At 34.6% G+C, this 22,009-nt stretch carries 16 protein-coding genes; 1 reads left to right on the top strand and 15 read right to left on the bottom strand.

What is annotated here, in order from left to right; all coding sequences use genetic code 11:
- Positions 1–298: 298 nt before the first annotated feature.
- Both AC3WRL_RS18165 and AC3WRL_RS18160 read right to left on the bottom strand, forming a co-directional pair.
- Positions 299–2,629 carry a T9SS type A sorting domain-containing protein gene (locus AC3WRL_RS18165; protein ID WP_492330920.1) on the bottom strand — a complete coding sequence of 777 codons (2,331 nt, stop codon included), beginning with the start codon at positions 2,627–2,629 and terminating at the stop codon, positions 299–301.
- A gap of 110 nt (positions 2,630–2,739) precedes the next feature.
- Complete coding sequence (locus AC3WRL_RS18160; protein WP_492330919.1) at positions 2,740–4,377, bottom strand: tetratricopeptide repeat protein; 1,638 nt, start codon at positions 4,375–4,377, stop codon at positions 2,740–2,742.
- A gap of 482 nt (positions 4,378–4,859) precedes the next feature.
- On the opposite strand from AC3WRL_RS18160, the gene pelA reads away from it, so the two are divergent.
- Complete coding sequence (gene pelA, locus AC3WRL_RS18155) at positions 4,860–5,882, top strand: pectate lyase (RefSeq protein ID WP_492330918.1); 1,023 nt, start codon at positions 4,860–4,862, stop codon at positions 5,880–5,882.
- Between the two features lie 119 nt (positions 5,883–6,001).
- Here pelA and AC3WRL_RS18150 read toward each other — a convergent pair whose 3' ends face one another.
- The 13 genes from AC3WRL_RS18150 to AC3WRL_RS18090 all read right to left on the bottom strand — a co-directional run bounded on the left by AC3WRL_RS18150 (position 6,002) and on the right by AC3WRL_RS18090 (position 21,927).
- Positions 6,002–7,117 carry a pectate lyase family protein gene (locus tag AC3WRL_RS18150; protein ID WP_261511876.1) on the bottom strand — a complete coding sequence of 372 codons (1,116 nt, stop codon included), beginning with the start codon at positions 7,115–7,117 and terminating at the stop codon, positions 6,002–6,004.
- Between the two features lie 238 nt (positions 7,118–7,355).
- Positions 7,356–9,836 (bottom strand): glycoside hydrolase family 95 protein, encoded by a 2,481-nt coding sequence (locus tag AC3WRL_RS18145; RefSeq protein WP_492330917.1) that lies wholly within the window; start codon positions 9,834–9,836, stop codon positions 7,356–7,358.
- A gap of 58 nt (positions 9,837–9,894) precedes the next feature.
- On the bottom strand, positions 9,895–10,797 hold the full coding sequence (locus AC3WRL_RS18140) for an alpha/beta hydrolase (RefSeq protein WP_214825894.1): 903 nt from the start codon (positions 10,795–10,797) through the stop codon (positions 9,895–9,897).
- A 4-nt stretch (positions 10,798–10,801) separates the two neighbouring features.
- Positions 10,802–11,143, bottom strand: a complete 342-nt coding sequence (locus AC3WRL_RS18135; RefSeq protein WP_214825892.1) for a cupin domain-containing protein — start codon at positions 11,141–11,143, stop codon at positions 10,802–10,804.
- A gap of 70 nt (positions 11,144–11,213) precedes the next feature.
- Entirely contained in the window at positions 11,214–11,951 is a 738-nt protein-coding gene (locus AC3WRL_RS18130) for a rhamnogalacturonan acetylesterase (RefSeq protein ID WP_214825890.1), read from the bottom strand.
- Between the two features lie 11 nt (positions 11,952–11,962).
- Positions 11,963–12,931, bottom strand: coding sequence for a pectinesterase family protein (locus AC3WRL_RS18125; RefSeq protein WP_261511878.1), 969 nt, complete (start codon positions 12,929–12,931; stop codon positions 11,963–11,965).
- Between the two features lie 4 nt (positions 12,932–12,935).
- Entirely contained in the window at positions 12,936–13,844 is a 909-nt protein-coding gene (locus tag AC3WRL_RS18120; protein WP_492330916.1) for an alpha/beta hydrolase, read from the bottom strand.
- Positions 13,845–13,859: 15 nt separating this feature from the next.
- Positions 13,860–15,527, bottom strand: coding sequence for a glycoside hydrolase family 28 protein (locus AC3WRL_RS18115; protein ID WP_492330915.1), 1,668 nt, complete (start codon positions 15,525–15,527; stop codon positions 13,860–13,862).
- Between the two features lies 1 nt (position 15,528).
- Positions 15,529–16,374, bottom strand: coding sequence for a rhamnogalacturonan acetylesterase (locus AC3WRL_RS18110; protein ID WP_261511881.1), 846 nt, complete (start codon positions 16,372–16,374; stop codon positions 15,529–15,531).
- A gap of 3 nt (positions 16,375–16,377) precedes the next feature.
- On the bottom strand, positions 16,378–18,021 hold the full coding sequence (locus AC3WRL_RS18105; protein ID WP_492331022.1) for a glycoside hydrolase family 43 protein: 1,644 nt from the start codon (positions 18,019–18,021) through the stop codon (positions 16,378–16,380).
- 39 nt (positions 18,022–18,060) lie between these two features.
- Positions 18,061–19,329 (bottom strand): glycoside hydrolase family 88/105 protein, encoded by a 1,269-nt coding sequence (locus AC3WRL_RS18100; protein WP_492330914.1) that lies wholly within the window; start codon positions 19,327–19,329, stop codon positions 18,061–18,063.
- Positions 19,330–19,451: 122 nt separating this feature from the next.
- The gene (locus AC3WRL_RS18095; RefSeq protein ID WP_214825881.1) at positions 19,452–20,867 is read right to left on the bottom strand and encodes a pectate lyase family protein; all 1,416 of its coding nucleotides are present in this window, start codon (positions 20,865–20,867) and stop codon (positions 19,452–19,454) included.
- A gap of 40 nt (positions 20,868–20,907) precedes the next feature.
- Positions 20,908–21,927: a pectinesterase family protein gene (locus AC3WRL_RS18090; RefSeq protein WP_492330913.1), complete on the bottom strand. Its 1,020-nt coding sequence runs from the start codon at positions 21,925–21,927 to the stop codon at positions 20,908–20,910.
- Between the last annotated feature and the right edge of the window lie 82 nt (positions 21,928–22,009).

Here is a 22,009-nt window from a genome sequence, read left to right as displayed (position 1 = left end):
AATATTAATAAGTAAGGGTAATTTGAAATATTTTTAATGCTAATCTTTTTCTGAAATACGAATAAGTAAAATTACTGTCATTATAGCTTGATTTACTGCATGGATAAGCGGTTTTATACAAATTATAGGCACTTATATGGAGTATGGACTTGTAAAAGAGTAGCCAGTAGATAACAGATTGGATGTTAGGGGAATTTAGAAAGAATATTTAAGAAAATGTTCAGATAGCTTTTAAAAATGGATGAAAATAAAAAACCGCCCTTGGGAGACGGTTTAAGGATGATAATACCTGATAAAGTTAATTTTTGATAAATTTTTTAATTATAGTAGTTGCATTTTTCTGATCCACCTTCAGAAGATAGACCCCTTTTGTAAGACCGGAAATGTCAATGCTAGTTTTATTTTCTGATGTTGAAACTAGCTGCCCTGTTGTGTTGTAAATCGTTACTTTAAGTTTAGATGTATTTTTAACTAATTTGATATTGATCACATCCTGAGCAGGATTGGGATAAATACTGATATCATCTTTTACGATAACAGGATTTGAAGTTCCTAACGTTGAGAAGTCTATAACGTCTTTCAGGATGCCTAATGAATTTGTCATCAAATAGACTTCTGCTGTAGTAGGGCTTACAAAACGCATTGTACCATCGATAACTACTGTGTTAAAATAGTTGGATGCCGTTCTTACCTGCCAGTTTGTTCCGTTATTATTCGTGTAAATCACTTTTGGAAGCGTAGCTAAATATGAATTTCCAATACCTATAATTTGTCCGTTTTGTTTTGTGGAATGTTCAACTTTATGAACCATTTCGTTATAAATTCTAGACCATGTATTTCCTCCATCTAAAGAAGTATATATTCCGTTTGATGCTGCCATTGTATATTGGTTTGCATTCAATGGGTTTTGAACTAAACTTAACGCGATGTTTGGAAGGATTAAATCTTGCAAGCCGACTGTGATTTCCGTCCATGTTGTTCCTCCGTTTGTTGTTTTAAATAATCTGTTTCCAACAGTTACTAATACTTCATTAGAATTACTCTGATTTACTTTGATTCCAAAAATATAATCACCATCATAAGGCAGGGTTATGACATCGTTTATTACATTATTGATATTGGTGAAATCAGACCTGATCAGGCTTGCATTTACCCCATTAAAAGTGGCAATCCATGCTATGTTTTGGTTGGTAGGATCTGTTTCGGCAGCAGTAAAACCAGTGTCAAAAGTATTATAAATTGATGTTGATGTTGCACCATAATCATCACTTACCTTAACATTATTTCCCATCCCAAAAGATTCTTCATAACTGTAAGTTCTTCCCGGTTTTTTTTTATCTGCATACATAAGCGGAATTTGCTGACCCACCGGAAACTCGCTAAGAGGATAAACATTAATAGGAGTTTCTTGGTTATTGACTAGGTTTTTGACTGTATAACCATATTGCACTCCATATATCAATTTGTCTGTACCATTATCATCTATAAGATTTATTTTACCCATTCCCATAAAAAACGGGTTTACAACAGAGGTAAGTGTTATTCCTTTATCTGTTGAGAATTTTGCATAACGATTATTTGAAATTAAAACATGGTTTAAATTATTAGGATTAAAGGCTGCATCTATCCCATAGAAATAGGAATGACCATCTATCAAACCATTATGAAAAGTTGTAGTCCACGTACTCCCAGCATTGGTGGTTATGGCAATTCTATCATCACCCATTACAATAACATGGTTGGTGTTATTGGGATTTATCTGAATTTTAGGAACATTTCTTAATCCCTGTGTACTTGTTGACCAGGTAATTCCTGTTTGTTCATTCCACGTAGTTCCTCCATCTGTTGATTTATAGACAGCCTGATGTTGGTTAAGATATGACCAAAGAATACCACTTCCGGCATAAAGAATATTGGTATTTTCAGGATCAATTGCTATTGACTGTAAAATAAGACCATTTAATGTTTCTGTCCACGTAGCTCCAGCGTTAGTGGATTTGAGTAAGCCGCCGTCAATATTTCCAGGACCTCCATTACGCACAATGTATAATGTTTGAGGATTCTGAGGATCCATGACAGCATCATTTAAAAGTACATCTTCATGATCCTGCCCATCATAAATTTTCGTCCATGTCGTACCACCGTTTGTTGTATAAAAAAATTTATTACTACCACCATTAGTAAGCATTGTGGCAGTAGTCATGTTTCCATTATCATAAATAGAATAGTTGGTGATAGCTTCTATAGACTGATTTGAAGGAAAATTAAATTCTTTTACAACATTTAATGTTTGCAGATTCAGTACAATAATTTTGTTTAATGGACTGCCTAGGCCAAAATGCTGAATAAAACTTACAGCAGTGCCATTGTTGGTAAGATGCATCTCTTTTATATCCGCAGTATAAGCGGGATAAGGAAGAGTGTATAGTATTTCCCAATGTGTGCCATTGTCGTTGGAAACCACAATGTGTTTATCAACATAAGTAGTTGCATAGACTCTGTTGGGAACATTTTTGTCATAAACAAAATTTCGCAGCTGTCCATATTGCGGGTCTCCAGCAAAGCTCACTTGCGCGAAAGCAAGCTGCAGAAACATAATAAAAAATAAAGTAAATACAGTTTTCTTCATAATACTTGTTTAGTTGTTAAGGAATACAAATTTATTTTTTGAAGAAAACTTTCAATACAATGAAAAGGGAAATAGTGAGACTGAAAATGGAAAAAACGTGACTTTTTTATTTAAACATTTGATATATAGCTATATAAGTCATTTGAATTTTGAAGGTTTAATCTTTTTGAAACCCTTTCTTTTCTTTTTCTACATGCTTCAATGGTAATATTAAATATTGATGAAATTTCTTTAGTAGAAAGATTCATGTAGATATAACTGATGTATCGAATGTCATTCAGTGTAAGATCAGGATGTTTCTCTTTAAGGTTACTAATGAACTTGCTGTTGATTTTTTCAAAATGAGATAAAAAGTCGTCGTTATTTTCCTCTTTAGTGAGTATTAATTTCAATTGATCCAATTGTTGAGAGAGCTGATCATTTTTGATCATTTCAGGGTTTCTTTTTAATTGAAGAATGTATTGTTCTATTTTATCATTTCTCTGTGCGATATGGATAGCATTGGCAGCTAATTTTCTGTTTCTGTTTTCCAATTCGTTTCTGAGCTTTTCTTTTTCTAAAAGAGTTTCGGTCTCTTTTTCCTTGATTTGTTTTTCTAATAAGAGATTGTCGGTTTCTTTATTTTTTAATTCTAAGGAAATAATCTGCTCGTTTCTTTCAGCAATAGTTCTTTTTTGTCTGTTCTTTAAATAAAGAGTTCTGAATAATAAGCTTAGTAATCCGAGAATCAAGATGCAGAATCCTGCGATGTAAAATTTTAATCTTTTTTCACTTTTAAGTTCTTTTTCTGAATCCTGAAGTTTTAGTTTGATTTCGCTGTTTTGATACATTGCCTGATTTTTAATGGCACTAAGGGAATCTTTAACAATAATTACCGAATCTTTATATTGTAAAGCCTTGGTATGATCTCCCATGCTGAAGTAAAGGCTTGAAAACTGATTGTAAATGTCTTTATTATTGCTGTAATTCAGATTCTCTTGCTGGGATTTTTTTATATAGTAGAGCGCTTTTTCGTTTTGGTTCTGGCCTTGATATGCCTGAGAAAGAATCAGTAATATTAAAATTCTATGATCCATGGATTCTTTACTTCTTAGTGTGTTTAGTAAAGGTTCAAGAATAGTTAGAACTTTATTATATTCTTTTCTTTCAAGGAAATTCTTGGCTTCTACAATAGATAGATCAATGGTAATTCTCGGATTATTTTCTATAGATAAAGCGGTTCTGGAAATTTTTACATACTCTAAAGCACGGTCTAATTGATGGGTGATATTATAAAGATCAGCTAAGTTGGCAGAGTATATCCCGATCCCGATATAGTCCTTATTGGCAACTGCTAACTCATAAGCTCTTTTTTGGTGCTTTTCAGACTCTTTATATTTTCCCTGTTGTAAATAGACGAGTGCTACATTATTTAATACCGTCATTTCGCGGTCACTTTTCAAATGTTTAATAGCGATAGAGTAGGCCTCCAAATAATAATCGAGTGCTGTGCTGTAATCATACATCTGATAATAATTGAGCCCGATACAGTTGGTCGCAATAAATTGCTGCTCATATAGTTTATTTTGTTCTGCAATTTTTTTTGCTTCTGCAAATGTTTCTAATGAAGTGCTGTGATTTTTTTTGTACAATGCATCAATCCCGTTTTTGATTAAATTGTTACAATATTCTGTGGAGTTAATTTTTTGAGCAGTAATAGTAACTGATGATAGAATAAACAAGAATAACAAAATAAGATGTTTCATCATATAGAATGTATCTAAAAAATAGTTTAATTAACATTAAGTCCTAAATGTTATTAAATGTACATAAAAGCTGGAAAATAGATGCAAATATTAACTGTAATATTCAAAATTAAAGAGAAATAAAAAAAAACATCTGCCGTGAACATAGGATTTCTGTACCTGCTTTCTACCAATGGAAGCAGAAGCATGTAGGAATGAAATCAATTATAAAAGATCCATTTATTTTCATAGGTAACTTTAGTTTTCTTTGGCCATTCCATCGGAATAGATAGTTTTGGGAATTTTTGTTGTAAAGCTCTATGATCATTAAATAATTCTTCTAAATAGAATTTGTATTTTTTTGATCAGTAAATTACATTTTTTTGGTATTTTTGATAATAATAAATGGTGCTTTTGTTAATTATATTTATATGAGTAATCGATTGCATATTGTGAATTTATTGTATTAATTGCATTATTTTATTAGAAAAAATAAATTAAAAAAAATGAAAACGAAACTGTATATTTTAGCGTTAGTGTTGACTGGTTTTAATGGTTTTAGTCAGGTGAAAGATACTTTAGCCGAGAAAATATTGATTTATCAGCTTCCAATAGGTGGCTGGGGAAAGCAACTTGATGATAAATCAGTTGTTAATTATAATTTACCGATTGATGAGGTACTTTTAAAGAGAATAAAAAAGACCGGAAATGATCATGCTACAATAGATAATAATGCGACTTCAAAAGAAATTAATGCATTAATAAAAGCTTTTAAAATTACAAAGAATCCCGATTATCTTAAGTCTGCAGAAAAAGGGATAAAGTACCTCCTATTAATGCAGTATAAAAACGGAGGCTTTCCACAATATTATCCAAATACGGGACTTTATAGAAAGCAAATTACTTATAATGACAACGCTATGATAAATGCTTTAACGGTTTTGTATAATGTGGCAGTGGGTAAAAATGATTTTGATGTTATTGTTGATTATCATATAAAACAACAATCAAAAATTGCTGTTCAAAAAGGTATTGAATGTATTTTAAAAACCCAGGTTTTGCAGAAAGGTATTCTTTCTATTTGGGCTGATCAATACAATGAAATAACCTTGCAACCTGATAAAGCAAGAGCTTTTGAACCTATTTCTTTAGCAACAGGAGAGTCGGTTGGAATCGTAAGGTTTTTAATGATGCAGCCCATTACTCCCGAGATTGAAAAGTCGATACGGTCAGCAATAAAATGGTTTCAAGAGAATAAATTAAATGGCTACAGCTACAACGTAGCAAAACAAAACGGTAAAGCAGTAAGAATTTTGGCTGAAGATAAAAGTTCTGTGATCTGGGCAAGATTTTATGATATTAATAATAACAAACCTCTTTTTGGTGACCGGGACGGAAGTGTAAAATACAATTATAATGAGGTTTCAGAGGAAAGGAGAAATGGCTATAGCTGGTTTGGTGATGCACCTGTAAAACTGATAGATAAAGAATATTCTAAATGGATTGGCGAAAACAACCTGCCAGAATAATGAATTGAAACATTAAACAAATAGGTTATAAGATCGAAATTAAGATGATTAATCTATTAATGATAAAAAGACCGAGATTCCTCCCGGTCTTTTTATCTTAGTATTTTAATTCCCTGTAGTTATAATGTATTACAAACGTTCCCCGATAATGTGGCTCCTGCGTTTGCTGTAACATCAGATTTTACTGAAGAAACAGATAAAGTAGAAATAGAATACGGAGGTGTGAATGCTGTTCCACTTCCTGAAGTATTTCCGGTGACATTTGTAAATGTATTTCCTGTTGCTGTAACGGCTGTATACCCGCTCATCAGGTTGATTGGTTCTTTTACGTTTTCAAAAACATTTTTGTCGACAAGGATATTTGCCTGAACTCCAGCTGCAATGCATTTATTGCTCGATGAACTGTTAAAATAACTGTTGACAATGTGGATTTTACCAAATCTTACCCTCGGCATACGTTCTCTGCATCCCGGAGCCCACCAGCAACGAACAAAGGTCACATTCAATTTTCCCGCATCAGCAGTTGCTCCATCGCTTGAACCGATAAGGTTTGAAAATCTGTGATCATCGGTTCCTCCTGAACCACCTGGTTTTGGAGCCTTTAAATAATGGAATTTCGTGTAAGAAACAGTGACAAAATCTGATTTGTTTTTAATGTCAAAATTTCCATCAACACCATCTCTGAATTCACAGTGGTCTATCCAAACATTTCTGCAGTCATCCAAAATAGCATTATCCCAACCATCTGTGTCATAAGCTCCAGGTCCTTCGAAAATCAAATTTCTGATAACGATATTGTTACATCTTTTAATATTGATAATGCCAGATCCATCCTTTGTCTGATCGGTTGAAACCAGTTTTGCACCGCTTGCGCCATAAATTGTTTTTCCGGTTTGATCCTGAAATGATAACCGGGTGGTAATGGTAATAGTTCCTGTGACTTTAATAACTTTTACAGCTGTGTTTTCAATAGCTGCTTTTAATTGTGCATAGGTTGTTACTGTAGTTTCAGCAGCAGTTCCTCCACCTGCTGTTCCTCCGTTTTGAGAAGCCCATCCAGGAGCAACACAACTGGCTAAAGGGACAACAGCATTTAGCATAATTGCATTTTTAAGATTGAGTTCGTTAGGGTTTCCTGATAACTCGGTCTTGATGTCTTCCTGACCGCAACCAGTTAATGTAAAAGCTGAGCTTAGAGCTACCGCAAATAGGGTGGCTTTGATTTTTGTTTTCATAGTTTATATTTAGTGATTTGTTCTTTTGTAAAATTATATATTTAATATTAAATTATTTTATATTTTAATATATTCATGTTTATATAATTATAATGTTAAATATTTATTTAATTCAATCGGTTGCACTTTATTATATAGATAATTTGTTTGAATATCTGTTTTTCCGGATAGGAAATCAGTGTAAGGGAAAATGAAATACCTTCTATGTAGGCTTTGTAAGTTTGCTCTTTACGATCCTTTAGAATGATCTTACTTCAAAAGAGTATATCCTATTCTTTTCTGTATTAAAATCAAAAACTTGTGTTTCGGGGATAGGAAATCCTTTTAACTGTGCTTTCTCCGAAATTAGCGGCGTTTTAATAGTATTTACCTGATAATATTCATTTGGATTTTCTCCTTTTGAAAGCTTGAATTGCGTTTGAGATTTTAGCTCAGTATTTTTTGCAATTCTGATTCTACAATTTCCTCCTAAAGCTGATTTAATTACCAATTTAGTGAGCTTGGTATCTTTCCATTCAATATCTACTTCAAAACCACCTCGTGCTTTTAAACCTTTAACAGAACCGTTAGGTAGGGCATCGGGAAGAGCGGGTAAAATATAAATATAGCCATCATAACTTTGTAAAAGCATTTCTGCAATTCCGGAAGTACAACCGAAATTTCCATCAATTTGGAAAGGAGGATGAGCATCCAACAGGTTGGGATAAGTTCCTCCTGATTGTCCTTTCTGTTCCATTGAAGCAGGTGCTAATTGATCTGAAATTAATTTAAAAGCTTGATTTCCATTCAGTAATCTTGCCCACCAATTGACTTTCCAACCCATCGACCAACCTGTGGATTTGTCACCTCTATATATCATAGAATTTCTGGCGGCTTCTGTCAGATTGGGATTTCTGAAAGGTGAAATCTGTCCTGAAGGAAATAGTCCGTATAAATGCGAGATATGTCTATGTTTATCACCAGTTTGATCCATATCTTGTAACCATTCCTGTAATTGTGTATGCTGACCGATCTGCATTGGTGGAAGTTTACTTAAGGCTGTTTTCACTTCATCTGAGAGATTTTGTTCCGTATCAAGAGCTTTTGAAGCATTGATGAAATTATTAAAAACATCAAAAACCAATTGATTATCCATTGTTGTTCCTGCCGTAATTCCTACGTTTTTTATATAAGTATTTTCCGGTGACATAGAAGGAGAGACAACCAGATATTTTTTAGAAGCATCCTGTTGAAGAATATCTAAATAAAATAATGCAGCTCCTCTTAAAGCTGAATAATATTGTTTCAAAAATACCTTATCTCCGGTGTATAAATAATGATTCCAAAGATGTTGTGTCAACCAGGCACCACCCATAGGCCACATCCCATAGAAGCCACCGTCGACAATTCCTGTGATTCTCCACAAATCAGTATTGTGATGCATGTTCCAACCTCTGGCATGATACATTTCCTTTGCCGATTCTTGTCCGGTCAATGATAAATCCTGAATCATATCAAACAATGGCTCATGCATTTCACTCAAGTTCGTGCTTTCGGCAGGCCAGTAATTCATCTCTGTATTAATGTTGACTGTATATTTGCTATCCCATGCTGGATTCAATTGATAATTCCAGATACCCTGAAGATTGGCTGGCTGGGTTCCTTGTTGAGACGAAGAAATCAAAAGATAACGGCCAAATTGAAAATACAACGCTACCAAATCTGGGTCTTTCGAACTACCAAATTCTCTAATTCTTACATCTGTTGTTTTTTTCGCTTGTTGAGTGGTTCCAAAATTAAGACTGACACGCTTAAAATATTTCTGATATTTTTCAATATGTGCTTTTAATTCGTCAGTATAGCTTTTGTTTAAAGCAGAATTTAAATATTGTAAAACCCCAGTATCAGGATTTCCTGAAATATCATTGTATTTTTTGAAGTTCGTAGCAATAGATACATAAATAACAACTTCATCTGCTTCTGAAATAGTCAATTGATTTTCAGTGGTGGTTAATTTTCCGCCTGTTAAAATGGGAACTGTAACAGTTTTGAAATTTATTCTTCCTATTTTATTGTCAACAGAGCTGCTTGTTCCGTTAATAATCAATTGATTTTTCTCTGTAAAAATTGAATTTTTTAAATGTGGAATAGAAGCATTAATAGAGAAATTTAAGCTTCTTTTTTTGTTGGAAGACAGTTTGATTACAATAACATTATCTACGAATGAAGAGAAAATCTCACGCTTGAAAATTACACCATTAACTTCATAAGAAATGGTAGTTATGGCTTTTTCAATATCTAAAGTCCTACTGTAATTTTTAATATTTTTATGATCTTTAAAATTCAGAAATAGATCACCCATTGTCTGATATGGCATTCCATAGTTCAAATCTTTCGGAGCTGCTCTCGGATAGGTAGTATTTGATAAATTCTGAGCTTTCTCAAATTTATCTTCATTTAAAAGTTTTCTGATTTTCTGAATACTGTCGAAGGTGTTTTTGGGAACATTGTTTCCCGGTTCTCCTGCCCATATCGTTTCTTCATTAAGTTGAAGATGCTCTTGTGAAGATCCTCCAAAAACCATTGCTCCTAGTTTTCCGTTTCCGATAGGCAATGCTTCGTTCCAGTTTTCTGCGGGTTTATCGTAAGTTAGTTTTAAATTTTGTTGAGCATGAAGGGTAATGGAGATTGTTGCTCCAAAAAGCAATGCGAAGATTTTATTTTGATTGATTTTCAACATTTTATATTTTATTAAAGTGATTTGCGTCGGCGATGATCCAAAAATGTTTAATTGTCAATTACGGAATACTAATACTTTTCAGCCAATCTGAACATAGTTTTTTCCAGTTGTCAGTCAATTCGTTTTTATTGTTAATTCCGATTTTATGCTGACCTTCAGGGAAAATAAACAATGCGCCTTTTACTTTATTTTTAATCATTTCCTGATAATAAAGAATGCTGTTCATCACAGGAACAGTCCGATCATTTTGTGCATGAAATAATATCGTGGGCGGGGTTTTTTCAGTGACACGGTTTTGCATAGAATATTCTTTGATTTTTTCCCTGGAAGCATTTTCGCCGAGCAAGCTATTGCGGCTGTCTACATGTGCAAACTCTCCCAAATCAATGACTGGAGAAACAAGAATGGCGAAATCAGGAACAGTGGAAAAATTCTCCCAATCTCCTTTTAATGCTGTGTAATCTGTGGTTATATTGCTTGCCATTGCAGCTAAATGCCCTCCTGCAGAGGTTCCTAGAACTCCAATCTGGTCTGGTGAAATTCCCCATTGTAAAGCATTTTTTCTGATATATTTTATTGAGGCCTGAATATCTTGTAGAGGAGCGAGTTCTTTTTGTTTTAAATCTGGTGAGGTGGGTAACCTATAGTTTAAAACAAAAGCAGATATTCCAAGGGTATTGAACCATTTTGCAATTTGAAAACCATTTAGGTCGTAGGTGAGTTTATAATATCCACCACCGGGAATGACGATGACAGCCATCTGCTTTCTTTCTTCTTTTGGAGGTAAAAAAGCAAAAAGTTCAGTTTCCTGAATTTGGATAATTCTTCCCTCTTTTTCTTCGGTTTTTAATTCCAGTCCTTTAGAATTAGGCATTTGTCCTTTTGGCCAGACCATCAGTTTTTCCTGAGTTAAAAGATGATTGTAGAGGAAAATTACTAATATGAAAGCAAATTTTTTCATTCAATTATGATTTTAGAAAATCCTCTCTGAACGGAGTGAATGCATCAATTAATTGTCCTTCTTCCAAACATTTTACACCATGGAAAATATTGGGCTGAGCAAAAAAACCATCACCCTTCTGTAAGATTTTTATCTCACCATCCACGGTTACTTCAAATGATCCTGATGCAACATAGGTGATCTGTGAATGGAAATGTTGATGTAGAGCTCCTATCGCATCTTTTTCAAACTTTACGATCACCATCATCACCTGAGAATTGTAGCCCACAAACTGTCTGGAAACGCCATTTCCTAAATCTTCCCATTCGGAATTTCCATCAAAGAATGGTTCTTTTTTGAATTTCATTTTTATTTTTTTAAATGATTAAAAAATTTCGGTTAGTTTATTACTATGAATAAAACGCATAAAGCTTTGATTATTTAATATACTTTTCCAAACCGGTTTTTAAATTTCTCAAAGAATTCAGTGCTAATTTCGCAACAGATTCAGCACCGAATTTTGATAAATGCGTATCATCAGATTTTCCTTTAGGATAATATTCAACATCGCCTTCTTTGTAATGCAGATGAAGCTGTTTTGATTTTTCTGGACCATAAGAAATCTCCATTTGTTCGGTTAATAACTGTAAATCAACGAATGGAACTTTAAGATCATTAGCAACCATTCTTACCACCAAAGGATATTCTTTGTGAGTGTCTACTAAAACACCATTCTCAGTAAAGTTTCTTCTTACTATTGAAGTCATCAGAATTGGTGTTGCACCTTTTGCTCTGGTTTCATTAACGTATCTTTCAAGGTTGGCTCGGTATTGAGTATAAGGGTTGGTAAATTTTGAAGAATCCTTGACCTTCTGATCGTTATGACCAAATTGGATAATTACAAAATCACCTTTTTTAAGTTGTTTTTCAACTTTATCCCATCTTCCTTCTGTTCTGAAGCTTTTTGAGCTTCTTCCATTCATTGCGTGATTCTGAATTTCAATTCCGGTTGTAAGAAATAATGGAAGCACCTGACCCCAACCGTGTTCAGGATTTTTATCAGGATTTTCCTTATTGGCCATTGTGGAATCGCCGATTAGGAATAGAGTAGGTTTCTGCTGGGCAACAATAATTGCAGAGATAAAAATGTAAAGAGTTAAAAATAGTTTTTTCATAATTAGGATCTTCATAGATTAGGTTTCCAGCCATCAAAAATTTTTTCAAGAGTGTAATTTTTCATATCTTTTTTTGTAAGTTGGTGTGACCAGCTTACACGATCTATTGTATTTCCACCTTCACCGCTACTTCCAAATTCTCCATAGAAAGCGGTTTTTTCTTTGTCAGGAAACATTTTGTCTCCTTTCCAAGGATTCCAACCTTCCGGAAGAATATGCTTTCCCATTTCGGTATTTAAAAAAATTGTTTTTGCAAACGGCCTCCAAGGTCTTCCCAGGTATACTTTTGTCACACCTTCTTTAGCAATTAATTTACAGTCAAGAAATACAAAACCATATTTTCTGTCAGCTTCTGTTGCAGCTGCGGTGATATAAGAATCGGCTAAACTTTTTATAGTACAATTCTTAAAAACAACGGTCGCCTGTCCGAAAATGAAATCTGTAGTTCCTTCAATACTACAGTTTTCAAAATATTGCCTGCTGTGGTTGGTTGCTGAATAAAGAGTGTCCTGGCAACCCAGAATTTTTGAATTTTTAATGATAAAACGATCGCCTTCCACATGGAGGGAAACTGCCTGTCCTTCGTTACAAGAGCTGTTTCGAATCGTTAAATTACTAATTGTAATATCATCACCCATTACCAATAAAGTATAGGAATTGAAAGTTGTCATTTTTTCATTAAACACGTCTGGTTTTCCTGAATAATCATTATTAATGATAATTGTATTCTCCTTATTTTCACCTTCTAATATAATTTTATGTTTTGAAGAAGGGATTGTGATTTTTTCATTGTAAGTCCCTGATTTAATAGTAATCAATGCTTCTGAAGGACCAAGGTCTCTTACTGAATTAATAGCCTTTTGAATAGAAGTAAAATCTCCCTTTCCGTCTTTGCTGACGGTAATTTTTATATAGGGTGAGTTTCCTGCCAAAAGAAAATTGGCAGCCGAGATAAATAGAATTAAGAATAATTTTTTCATGAAGTTATTTTAAAACATTATTTAAAAAATCTAAAGTATAATGTAATGTTTCTGTGAACCAGGGTTCAGCACTCCAGAATGAATGTGGTGTATCTTTAATTTCATGAGATTTTGTAAATATATTGTAGCTTCTCAATTGATTCATCATATCATCTCTTCCAGCATGAAAACGAGGTTGTGAGCTGTTAATGAAAAGAATAGGCGGCGTATTTTTATTAATATATTCCAAGGGAGAGGCTTCGGTCCAGTTTTTAAGATTTACATTTCTATCTCCACCCAGCCAATAAGAAGCATAAATACTTTCTTCAGCTTCCGGATGAATAAAGGAAACGATTCCATCAATATTTACAATTGCTTTAATTTTATTATGTAATTGTACCCCAACCAGAGTGGCCATCTGTGCACCTGCCGATTCACCCAAAACGGCGACTTTATTTTGATCTAAAGAGTACTTTTTTCTTTTTTTCTTGAACCATTTAATAGCTGTTTTAACATCTTCTATGCCACCTGGATATTTTGCCACATCCGCAAGACGATAACCAACTGCCATTGCTATATATCCTTTTGAAGCCAGTTCCATAGCCATATATCTTTCATTTTCCTTACTTCCTGAAACCCATCCACCACCGTGAACCATGGCGATTCCCGGATGTTTTTTGGATTTATCGAGGGGATAATAAATATCAGCTTTTAATGAAAGTCCATCAATATTAGAATATTCTACATCTTTATCGATGCCTATATTTTGCGGAACAGGCCTTTCCAAAGGGGTGATGAAAGGATATTTTTTCTTTAATTTATCATAAGTTCCCTCATTAGTATAAGGAGTAGCATTCGGTCGTGGAACTTGACCGAATGCTGATATTACTCCTACTAAAAAAAAGGAAATATAAGTAAGTTTGTTAATGATCATTCGCTTGTAGAATTTTTATTTAACTGAATCTTCAGCAACTTCTGTTGAAATAGAAAGAGCTGCTTTATCAGTAGAAATTTCTTTTGGTAACAATACAGCTCCGGTTTTATGGCCTAAAATTTTAATGAAAGGTTTATTTACTGATTCAAATTTTACAGTAGACAGATCAATTTTTTTGCTGTTGTATATTGTCGCTCCTGTTCCTTCAGAATATTTAAGTTTAACATTTTTCAACTGGATTCCATCGGCATCTACTATCGTTAAAGCTTTTTTTGTGTCAAACTGTGAATCTTCAATTACAATATTTTTAAGATTCATTTCGGCTAATCCGAACAGGGTAATCGCTTCGTAAGAATTAATAGCATTAATGTTTTTAAAGAAAATATTTCTGAAAATCGGAGTTTCCTCTGTCACTGGATAAAGTTTTTCGGGTGCTTTATTTCCTTCCTTTTTCTGACCGTCTTCTAAAACCGGCGAGGCTCCTTCATAAAACATATTGAAGCCAATAACCTGTGTTGGAATATTAATCATATCGATGTTTTTGATGTAAATGTTTTCAACAATTCCGCCTCTTCCACGTGTTGTTTTAAAACGAAGACCGATATCGGTTCCAATGAACGTACAGTCAGAAACGTGAATATTTCTTGCTCCTCCTGACATTTCACTTCCGACAACAAAACCTCCGTGACCATGATAAACGATATTGTTTTTTATGATCACATTTTCAGTAGGCATATTTCTTTTTCTTCCGTCTTCATTTTTCCCGGATTTAATACAAATCGCATCATCACCCACATCAAAAGTATTATCGTAGATCAAAACATTTTTACAGGATTCCAAATCTACACCATCGCCATTTTGAGAAAACCAGGGATTTCTTACCGTAAGGTTTCTTAAAATCACATTGGAACACATCAATGGGTGAAGATTCCAGGCCGGTGAATTCTGAAAGGTAGGACCATCTAAAAGAACTTTATCACAACCTATCAGACTTACCATTACCGGACGAAGGAAATCTTTAACCGTCTTAAGCTCTTCTTTAGAAATTTTATCAGGAACATTGAAGCTTGAACTGCTTTCAAATCCTTTTTTATAGCTTTCTGAAGGGTACCACGTTTTTCCGTCAGAAGATAATATTCCACCTGAGGAAATGATTTCTTTCCATTCAGATTCTGCCACTTTACCTTTTTTGATGGCTCTCCACGCATCTCCGCTTCCGTCGATTACTCCTTTTCCGGTAATAGCGATATTATTTGCATTTTTTGCAGAGATCGGTGATTGACAACGGATGGTATTTAACCCTTCAAAACTTACATCTACTAATGGATAGTCATTTTTATCTTTGCTGAATATAATGAAAGCTCCTTCTTCTACATGAAGATTGATATTGCTTTTCAGTTCGATAGGACCTGTTAACCACATTCCGCGTGGAACGATCAGTCTGCCACCTCCTTTTTTGGTGAGACTTTCAATTGCTTTTTTGAAAGCTTCTGTATTTTTTACATTTCCCCCCGCAACACCTCCATATTGTGTGATGGAAACTGTATTTGCAGGAAAAGAAGTTTCCACAACCTGAGGCATTTTAAACTCAATATTTTTATAAATATCCAGATTCTGAGCATATATCTGCCCTGAAATCATCATTGCTGCTACTGAACCAATAATTTTGATAAACTTCTTCATTCTATTTTTTTTGAGTTTTAAGTATATTTTTAAATTCTTTATAAACAATCGCTGCAATTACTTTTGCCCCTTCGGGCTGGAAATGGGTATTGTCTCTTTGACCGCCAGGATAAGCCTCATACATTCCAGCAGGAAGATTCATAAAATAGTGACTGCTGGTAAAATCCTGCCCTTTTTTTGTGAAATATTCCATAGACAGTTTATTTAAATCAATGTACGGAACACTCATTTCTTTAGCAATATCGATTGGTGCCAGCCAGTAATCTCCATGAATATTTTCAAGTTTTCCCTCTTTCCATGGATAGTTTCTTGCAACTGGTGTTACAATAATCGGATTTCCGCCCTTTTGTCTGGTTTGCGTAATGAATAATCTTAAAAATTCTTTATATCCATCAATATTTACATATCGTTCTGTATGCTTTTCTGAACCGTCATTATGTCCAAACTGCATGATTACATAATCGTTTGGTTTCAAATGCTCGTAAACATATCTCCATCGTCCTTCCTGGAAGAAAGTTCTGGTGCTTCTTCCGCCATAAGCTCTGTCGATGATTGTAACAGAATCAGTGGTAATTCCCGGCCTTAAAGAATATAAACTGTCTTTTAGGAAAAATGGCTGAAAAACCTGTCCCCAACCTGTAATAGGGTAGCGGACTTTCATGTAATCTTTACCGGGTTCATAATTTCCTGTGTAATCTGCCATCGTGGAATCACCGATGAGATAAATATGTGTGATATTTTTATTCTGTTTGGCAGATGTATTCCTTGTAAGCTTTTGTGATTGGCAAGATGATAAAAACAGGATTATTAGTAAAGCAAAAGATGTTTTATAGGATACTTTTCTCATGATTTATTTTTTTGTCATTCTAAACCAGTCAAAATCTGCATATCCACCGCGGGATGCTTTTGCTGTACTTATACTATATAAACCGATTTTAGCCCCAATCCATTTTCCCGGTTTTGACTGAAAAACGTCACCGGCTTTTATGAAATCTTTACCATTTTCACTATAGCTGAATTGGCATAGACCATTAGGTTCGTTAACATTTACTTTTAAGAATACTTCGTTTGCTTTCAATTTAGTTTCAAATATTACTTTTTCCTCACCACCTTTATCTGCTTTTTCAGCTTTTCTTAATTGAAGGTAATATCCGTCCGGTTTATTGGTGATAACGATCGATTCATGGTCTAATCCCATTACCAAAAGACCTGCTGTTTTACCCTCTTTGGCATCCTCAGGGGTTAATTTAACTTTAGTTGATGCTACAAAATTCGGAGCAGGGAATTTTTGGGTTAATAAATTTGGGATGTTCCATAGATTTTTTTCATCTTCAGGAACTTTCATTGAAAACAATCTTAGAAATTTCTGTCCTGAAAGTTTTGAAGACCATACGATATTTTCGTTGGCGCTCCATTGCCACTGAATACCCAATCTATCGCCATCAAATTCATCTGTTTCAGGAGGTGTAACGATGGGGTAGGATTGTCCTACATCAGGTTTTTTAGAAGTTAAAACAGGTTCGCCTATTCCATTTTTATTGGTGTCGATTCCGATAATAGGCCAGTCTTTTTCCCATTTCATAGGTTGAAGATGAACGATTCTTCCGTAGGCGTCAACATCCTGAAAATGATAAAACCAATCTTCGCCAGAAGGTGTATCTACCCAGGCTCCCTGATGAGGCCCGTTTATTTTTGTTGAACCTTGTTCAAGAACAATTTTCTCTTCGTAAGGGCCATATATATTTTTTGATCTTAATACCAATTGCCATCCTGTGGCAACACCTCCTGCAGGAGCGAAAATGTAATAAAAGCCATTTCTTTTATATAATTTGGGACCTTCAACTGTTGGATGGGCATCATGCCCGTCAAAAACATGAACTCCTTTATCCAAAACTTTTGTTCCCTCAGGATTCATTCTATTAATGGAAAGCAAACTTTTTACACCAGCACGGCTTCCAGCCCAGCCATGGACTAAATATGCATTCCCATCCTCATCCCAAAACGGACAGGAATCAATGAGACCTTTTCCTTCCATCACCAAAACAGGTTTCTCCCAAGCTCCAAGTGGATCTTTAGTCTTTATCATGTAAATTCCGAAGTCAGGATCTCCCCAGTAAATGTAGAATTCACCCTTATGGAATCTCATACTCGGAGCCCAAACTCCGTCGCCTCTTTTAGGAGTAGAAAAATGTTCAAAAGGAAGAACGTCAGGAAGAGCATAATTCACTAATTGCCAGTTCACCATATCTTTTGAATGAAGAATAGGTAAGCCGGGAGCTTCATTAAAACTTGAAGCGGTCATATAAAAATCATTTCCAACACGAATCACATCCGGATCTGAATAATCTGAATACAAAATAGGGTTTCTGAAATTTTTCCCCTGATCTGCAGTCCATACTTCAGAAACATATGGTTTTTCCTGAGCGTTTATATATGTTGAAGCAACTGCTAGAGTTGTAACTGTTGCTATTCTTAAAATATTTTTTATCCTCATAAAGATCAAATTCATTGTTTTGTGATCAGAATTCCTGCTTTAATTTTTAGAGTTTTCAAATTCTAAACTTGCCAGGATAAATGGGCCAGTTCCTTTTGCGTCGTTAGAGCGGATTTCTTCGTTTACGTAATATTCATAAGACCCATCTCTGTAAGGCGTTCCACCTAATCCTGCAACAGCACAGCATTTATTAAGATTTACAATACCGTTTTCATCTACAGAAATAAGATTTTTGATGATTCCATTATACCCTTTTTGAGCAGCTTTTTTATATGATTTTGGAAGGTAACCGTTGTTAACTGATTTTATCATTGTATATACAAACATTGAGGAAGCTGTTGCTTCGGTATAGTTTCCTTTTTCACCCGATTTATCCAAAACCTGATACCAAAGTCCACTATCTTTGTCTTGAACTTTAATTACGGCATCGCTGTAAGATTTTAAGTACGAAATTAATTTCGCTCTTCCGGGATGATCTTTTGGAAGAAAATCAAGAACATCTACCATTGCCATTCCATACCAACCCATTGCTCTTCCCCAGAAAATAGGTGATTGGCCGGTTTGTTTATCTGCCCATTTCTGTTCGCGACTTTCATCCCAGGCGTGATAAAGCAGACCTGTTTTTTTGTCCAGAAGGTTTTTCTGAATAAGATCAAATTGGTTTATAATATCGTCATAAGCTTTTGTAGCCTCTTCACCGTTCACAAAATCTTTGGTATAATGTGCATAAAACGGTTGACCCATATACAAACCATCGAGCCACATCTGGTTCGGATAGATTTTTTTATGCCAGAAACCGCCTTCTTTAGTTCGTGGTTGTCCGTCGATTTGGGAACGAAGCATCTGCAAGGCTTTTAGATACTTTTCTTTTTTCTCTTTTTCATAAAGATAAAGAAGTACATTTCCACTATTCAGAAGATCGATATTATATTTTTCCCGTTCATAAGTAAGGATGCTGCCATCTTCTTTTATCAACTTTTCACCAAAGCTGCTTACATAATTGTAATATTCTTTTTTGCCTGTTTTTTGGTACAGTTTTTCAGCGCCGTCTAAAACTATTGCTGAAGGATAGGTCCATTTTGGACTTTTGCTGAAATCGAGCATCCAGGACTCCGGAAAACGGTTCATTTCAGAAAGTAACATTCTTTCAGACCAATTCAAATTTGTTGGAACAACTTTTCCAGACTGTGAAGCTGCATTTGATGATTTTAAGGCTGGTGTCGTTTTTGTTTGAGCACAGGCCAGGAACATTCCTGAGCCTAAGATTGCAACTGCATATATTTTTATCTTTTGATTAATAAAATTCATTGTAATTAAATTTTAAAGTTGATTGTTATTAAATACTTCTTCCATAGTCAAACTATTTATGATAAACTGAATCTTATAATACTTTTTACATAGCCGAATTTAACAAAGAGTTTTCATGGTTATTAGTTTTGTCCTTCGGTTATTTTTTCTACAATATCATTCATGTAAATTTCAATATTATCGTAATTTTTATCTAAATCCCGTCCATTGGCATTGGCAATTTTTGGATTTATTTTATTTTTAATTTCCCATTCATCAGGCATTCCATCATTGTCTGAATCTGATAAATATTTTCCGGGTTTTAGATCTGGAAACCCACCCACATCGGTTTGAGAATCAATAATACCGTTAGTACTTCCTTTTGAACCCTTATAAGTAAAACTTCCATTTTTTATATCTTGCAAAACATGACGATCAATGGCATCTCTAACTAAACTCGCTCCTCCAAACTGCAGTGTTTTTTCGTAAGCTTCTTTTGCAGAATGGGTTTTTATATTATTCTCAATATCGTGTGGCTGATTGATTTTAATTGAATTTTTATCTTTATCCGTTAAATTGTAAGTAGGTTTCATTTGGGCAAAAACGCCTTCGGTCCAATTGTCTTTGGTAATTTCTGGATTCCCTTCCATTACATTTCCATTGATGTAGTATTTTCCCCAGATGTTATAAACTTCGGTCTGCGGTTTCTCGTTTTTATCGATAGCAGTAATTCGTTGCCTGGTCATTGTAGCAGGACCGGGTTTGTAGTAATTATTGATGAGATTCACGTTCATTCCTTCACCACCATAAATATTGTTGTGACCCCAATTGTAAATAACATTATTTCTGAAATCTGTAAGATCCGTTAGCGCAAATTTACTTCCGGCATATTCTCCTAATCTTGGATTTCTGCTATCATGATGTGCATAAATATTGTGATGAAAAGAAGCGAATTTTCCTCCTGCAATTCCACCATATCCATGTGCGCCTTTCTGATGAACAGAGTTTCTTAGGCTTTCTGCGATCAAACACCATTGGAGTGTTGTCTTTTCGTTGACGTAAATGGAAACTGTCTCATCCGTTGACCAGCTCATCGAGCAGTGATCTACGATTAGATTCTTTATGAATCTTGCTCCAAAAGCATCTCCTTCAAATTTCTTCTGATCACCCATCCTGAATCTCATGTACCGTATAATGACATTGTCTGCAGCTACAAAAGTTTCATAATTGGCTATAGTAATTCCATCTCCGGGAGCCGTTTGTCCTGCAATAGTAACATTACCTTCTTTTATTCTGAGTGGAGATTGAAGATAAATGGTTCCTCCGGTTTTAAAAACAATATATTTTGGACCTTTCTGATTCAATGCATATCGCAAAGTTCCATCTGATCCGTCATCAGTCGTCTTAGTCACAAAATATACTTTTCCACCACGACCCCCAGTTGTATATTGTCCGAAACCTTCTGCTCCGGGGAAACTCAATACATTTTGAGCATCAACTAAAATCTGAATACTACATACAATTCCTATCGTCAATATTTTTGTTAAATGCTTTTTCATGATCGAAAGATTTCTTTGGGGTTGATGGTTGGGTTTAAAATTATTTGAGATCCTTTTGCACTCTCCAGTTATCTTTTCCTTTGAGAACATAGTCTCTTGTATAGTTTTTTCTTTCAGCTTTGGTCAGCTGATGAGACCACGAAACTCTTTTTGAAGCATTTGCTCCATTTCCTTTAGAATTATATTCTGCATAAAAAGTTGTTTTCTCTGCCTCCGGTTTATTCCAATTATGCCAACCTTCTGGTTTTATGGTTGAATCAATTGTACAATCGATATAGACAGTTTTAGCAAAGGGTCTCCATGGTCTACCCAGATATACTGAATGTTCTACTGCATGACCAGTTATTTTGCAGTTGATGAAAACGAAGCCATAAGCATTTTCCTGTGGAGTAGAGGCAGCGGTTACATAGCTGGCACTTTCTTTTGAATAGATTGTACAATTTTCAAAAACAGCTGTTCCCGCACCGAAAATATAGTCTGTTGTACCTTCGATATAACAGTTTTTAAAATAATTTCGGGAAATTTTTCCCTTGGCACCCGCTGGTACATCCTGCATTCCTTTAAGATAAAGCGTATCCTGAAATCCTAAAAATTTACAGTTTTCAAAAGTAATTCGGTCACCACCTGTCAGAACTGCCACTGCCTGACCTACTTTTCCTGAGCTGTTTTCAAAAGAAATACTTTTTGCTGTAAAGTCATTGGAAAAAATAAAGATCGTAGAAGAACCGGTAGTTCCTATCTCTTTACCTTCAGAATTCTTTTTTGAGGCATAATCATTATATGTTATAATGGTATTTTCCGGGTTTTCTCCCTCCATTACGATTGCTCCTTTGGTTTCCGGAATGATAATTTTCTCTTTGTAAATTCCTGGTTTGAGAATGATTACAGTCTTCGCAGATAATAGATTTGAAGTGGCGTCAACTGCTTCTTGTATGGTCGTGAAATCACCCTTTCCGTCCTTTGAAACCACAAACGTCTGATCAGTGGTTTTGAAAGAAAGAATGCATATTAAAACTATTAAAACCAATATTAGTTTTATATTTCGCTGACAATTAAACATTTTCATATCTATTTTACATTTAAAAATACAGACTCGCTTCCGGAGAAGAAAGCCTGTACTCCTGTTAATATAAATGTATATT

Source organism: Chryseobacterium sp. FW101-FHT12H09 (assembly GCF_058790395.1).
This window is presented reverse-complemented; position numbering and strand designations above follow the sequence as displayed.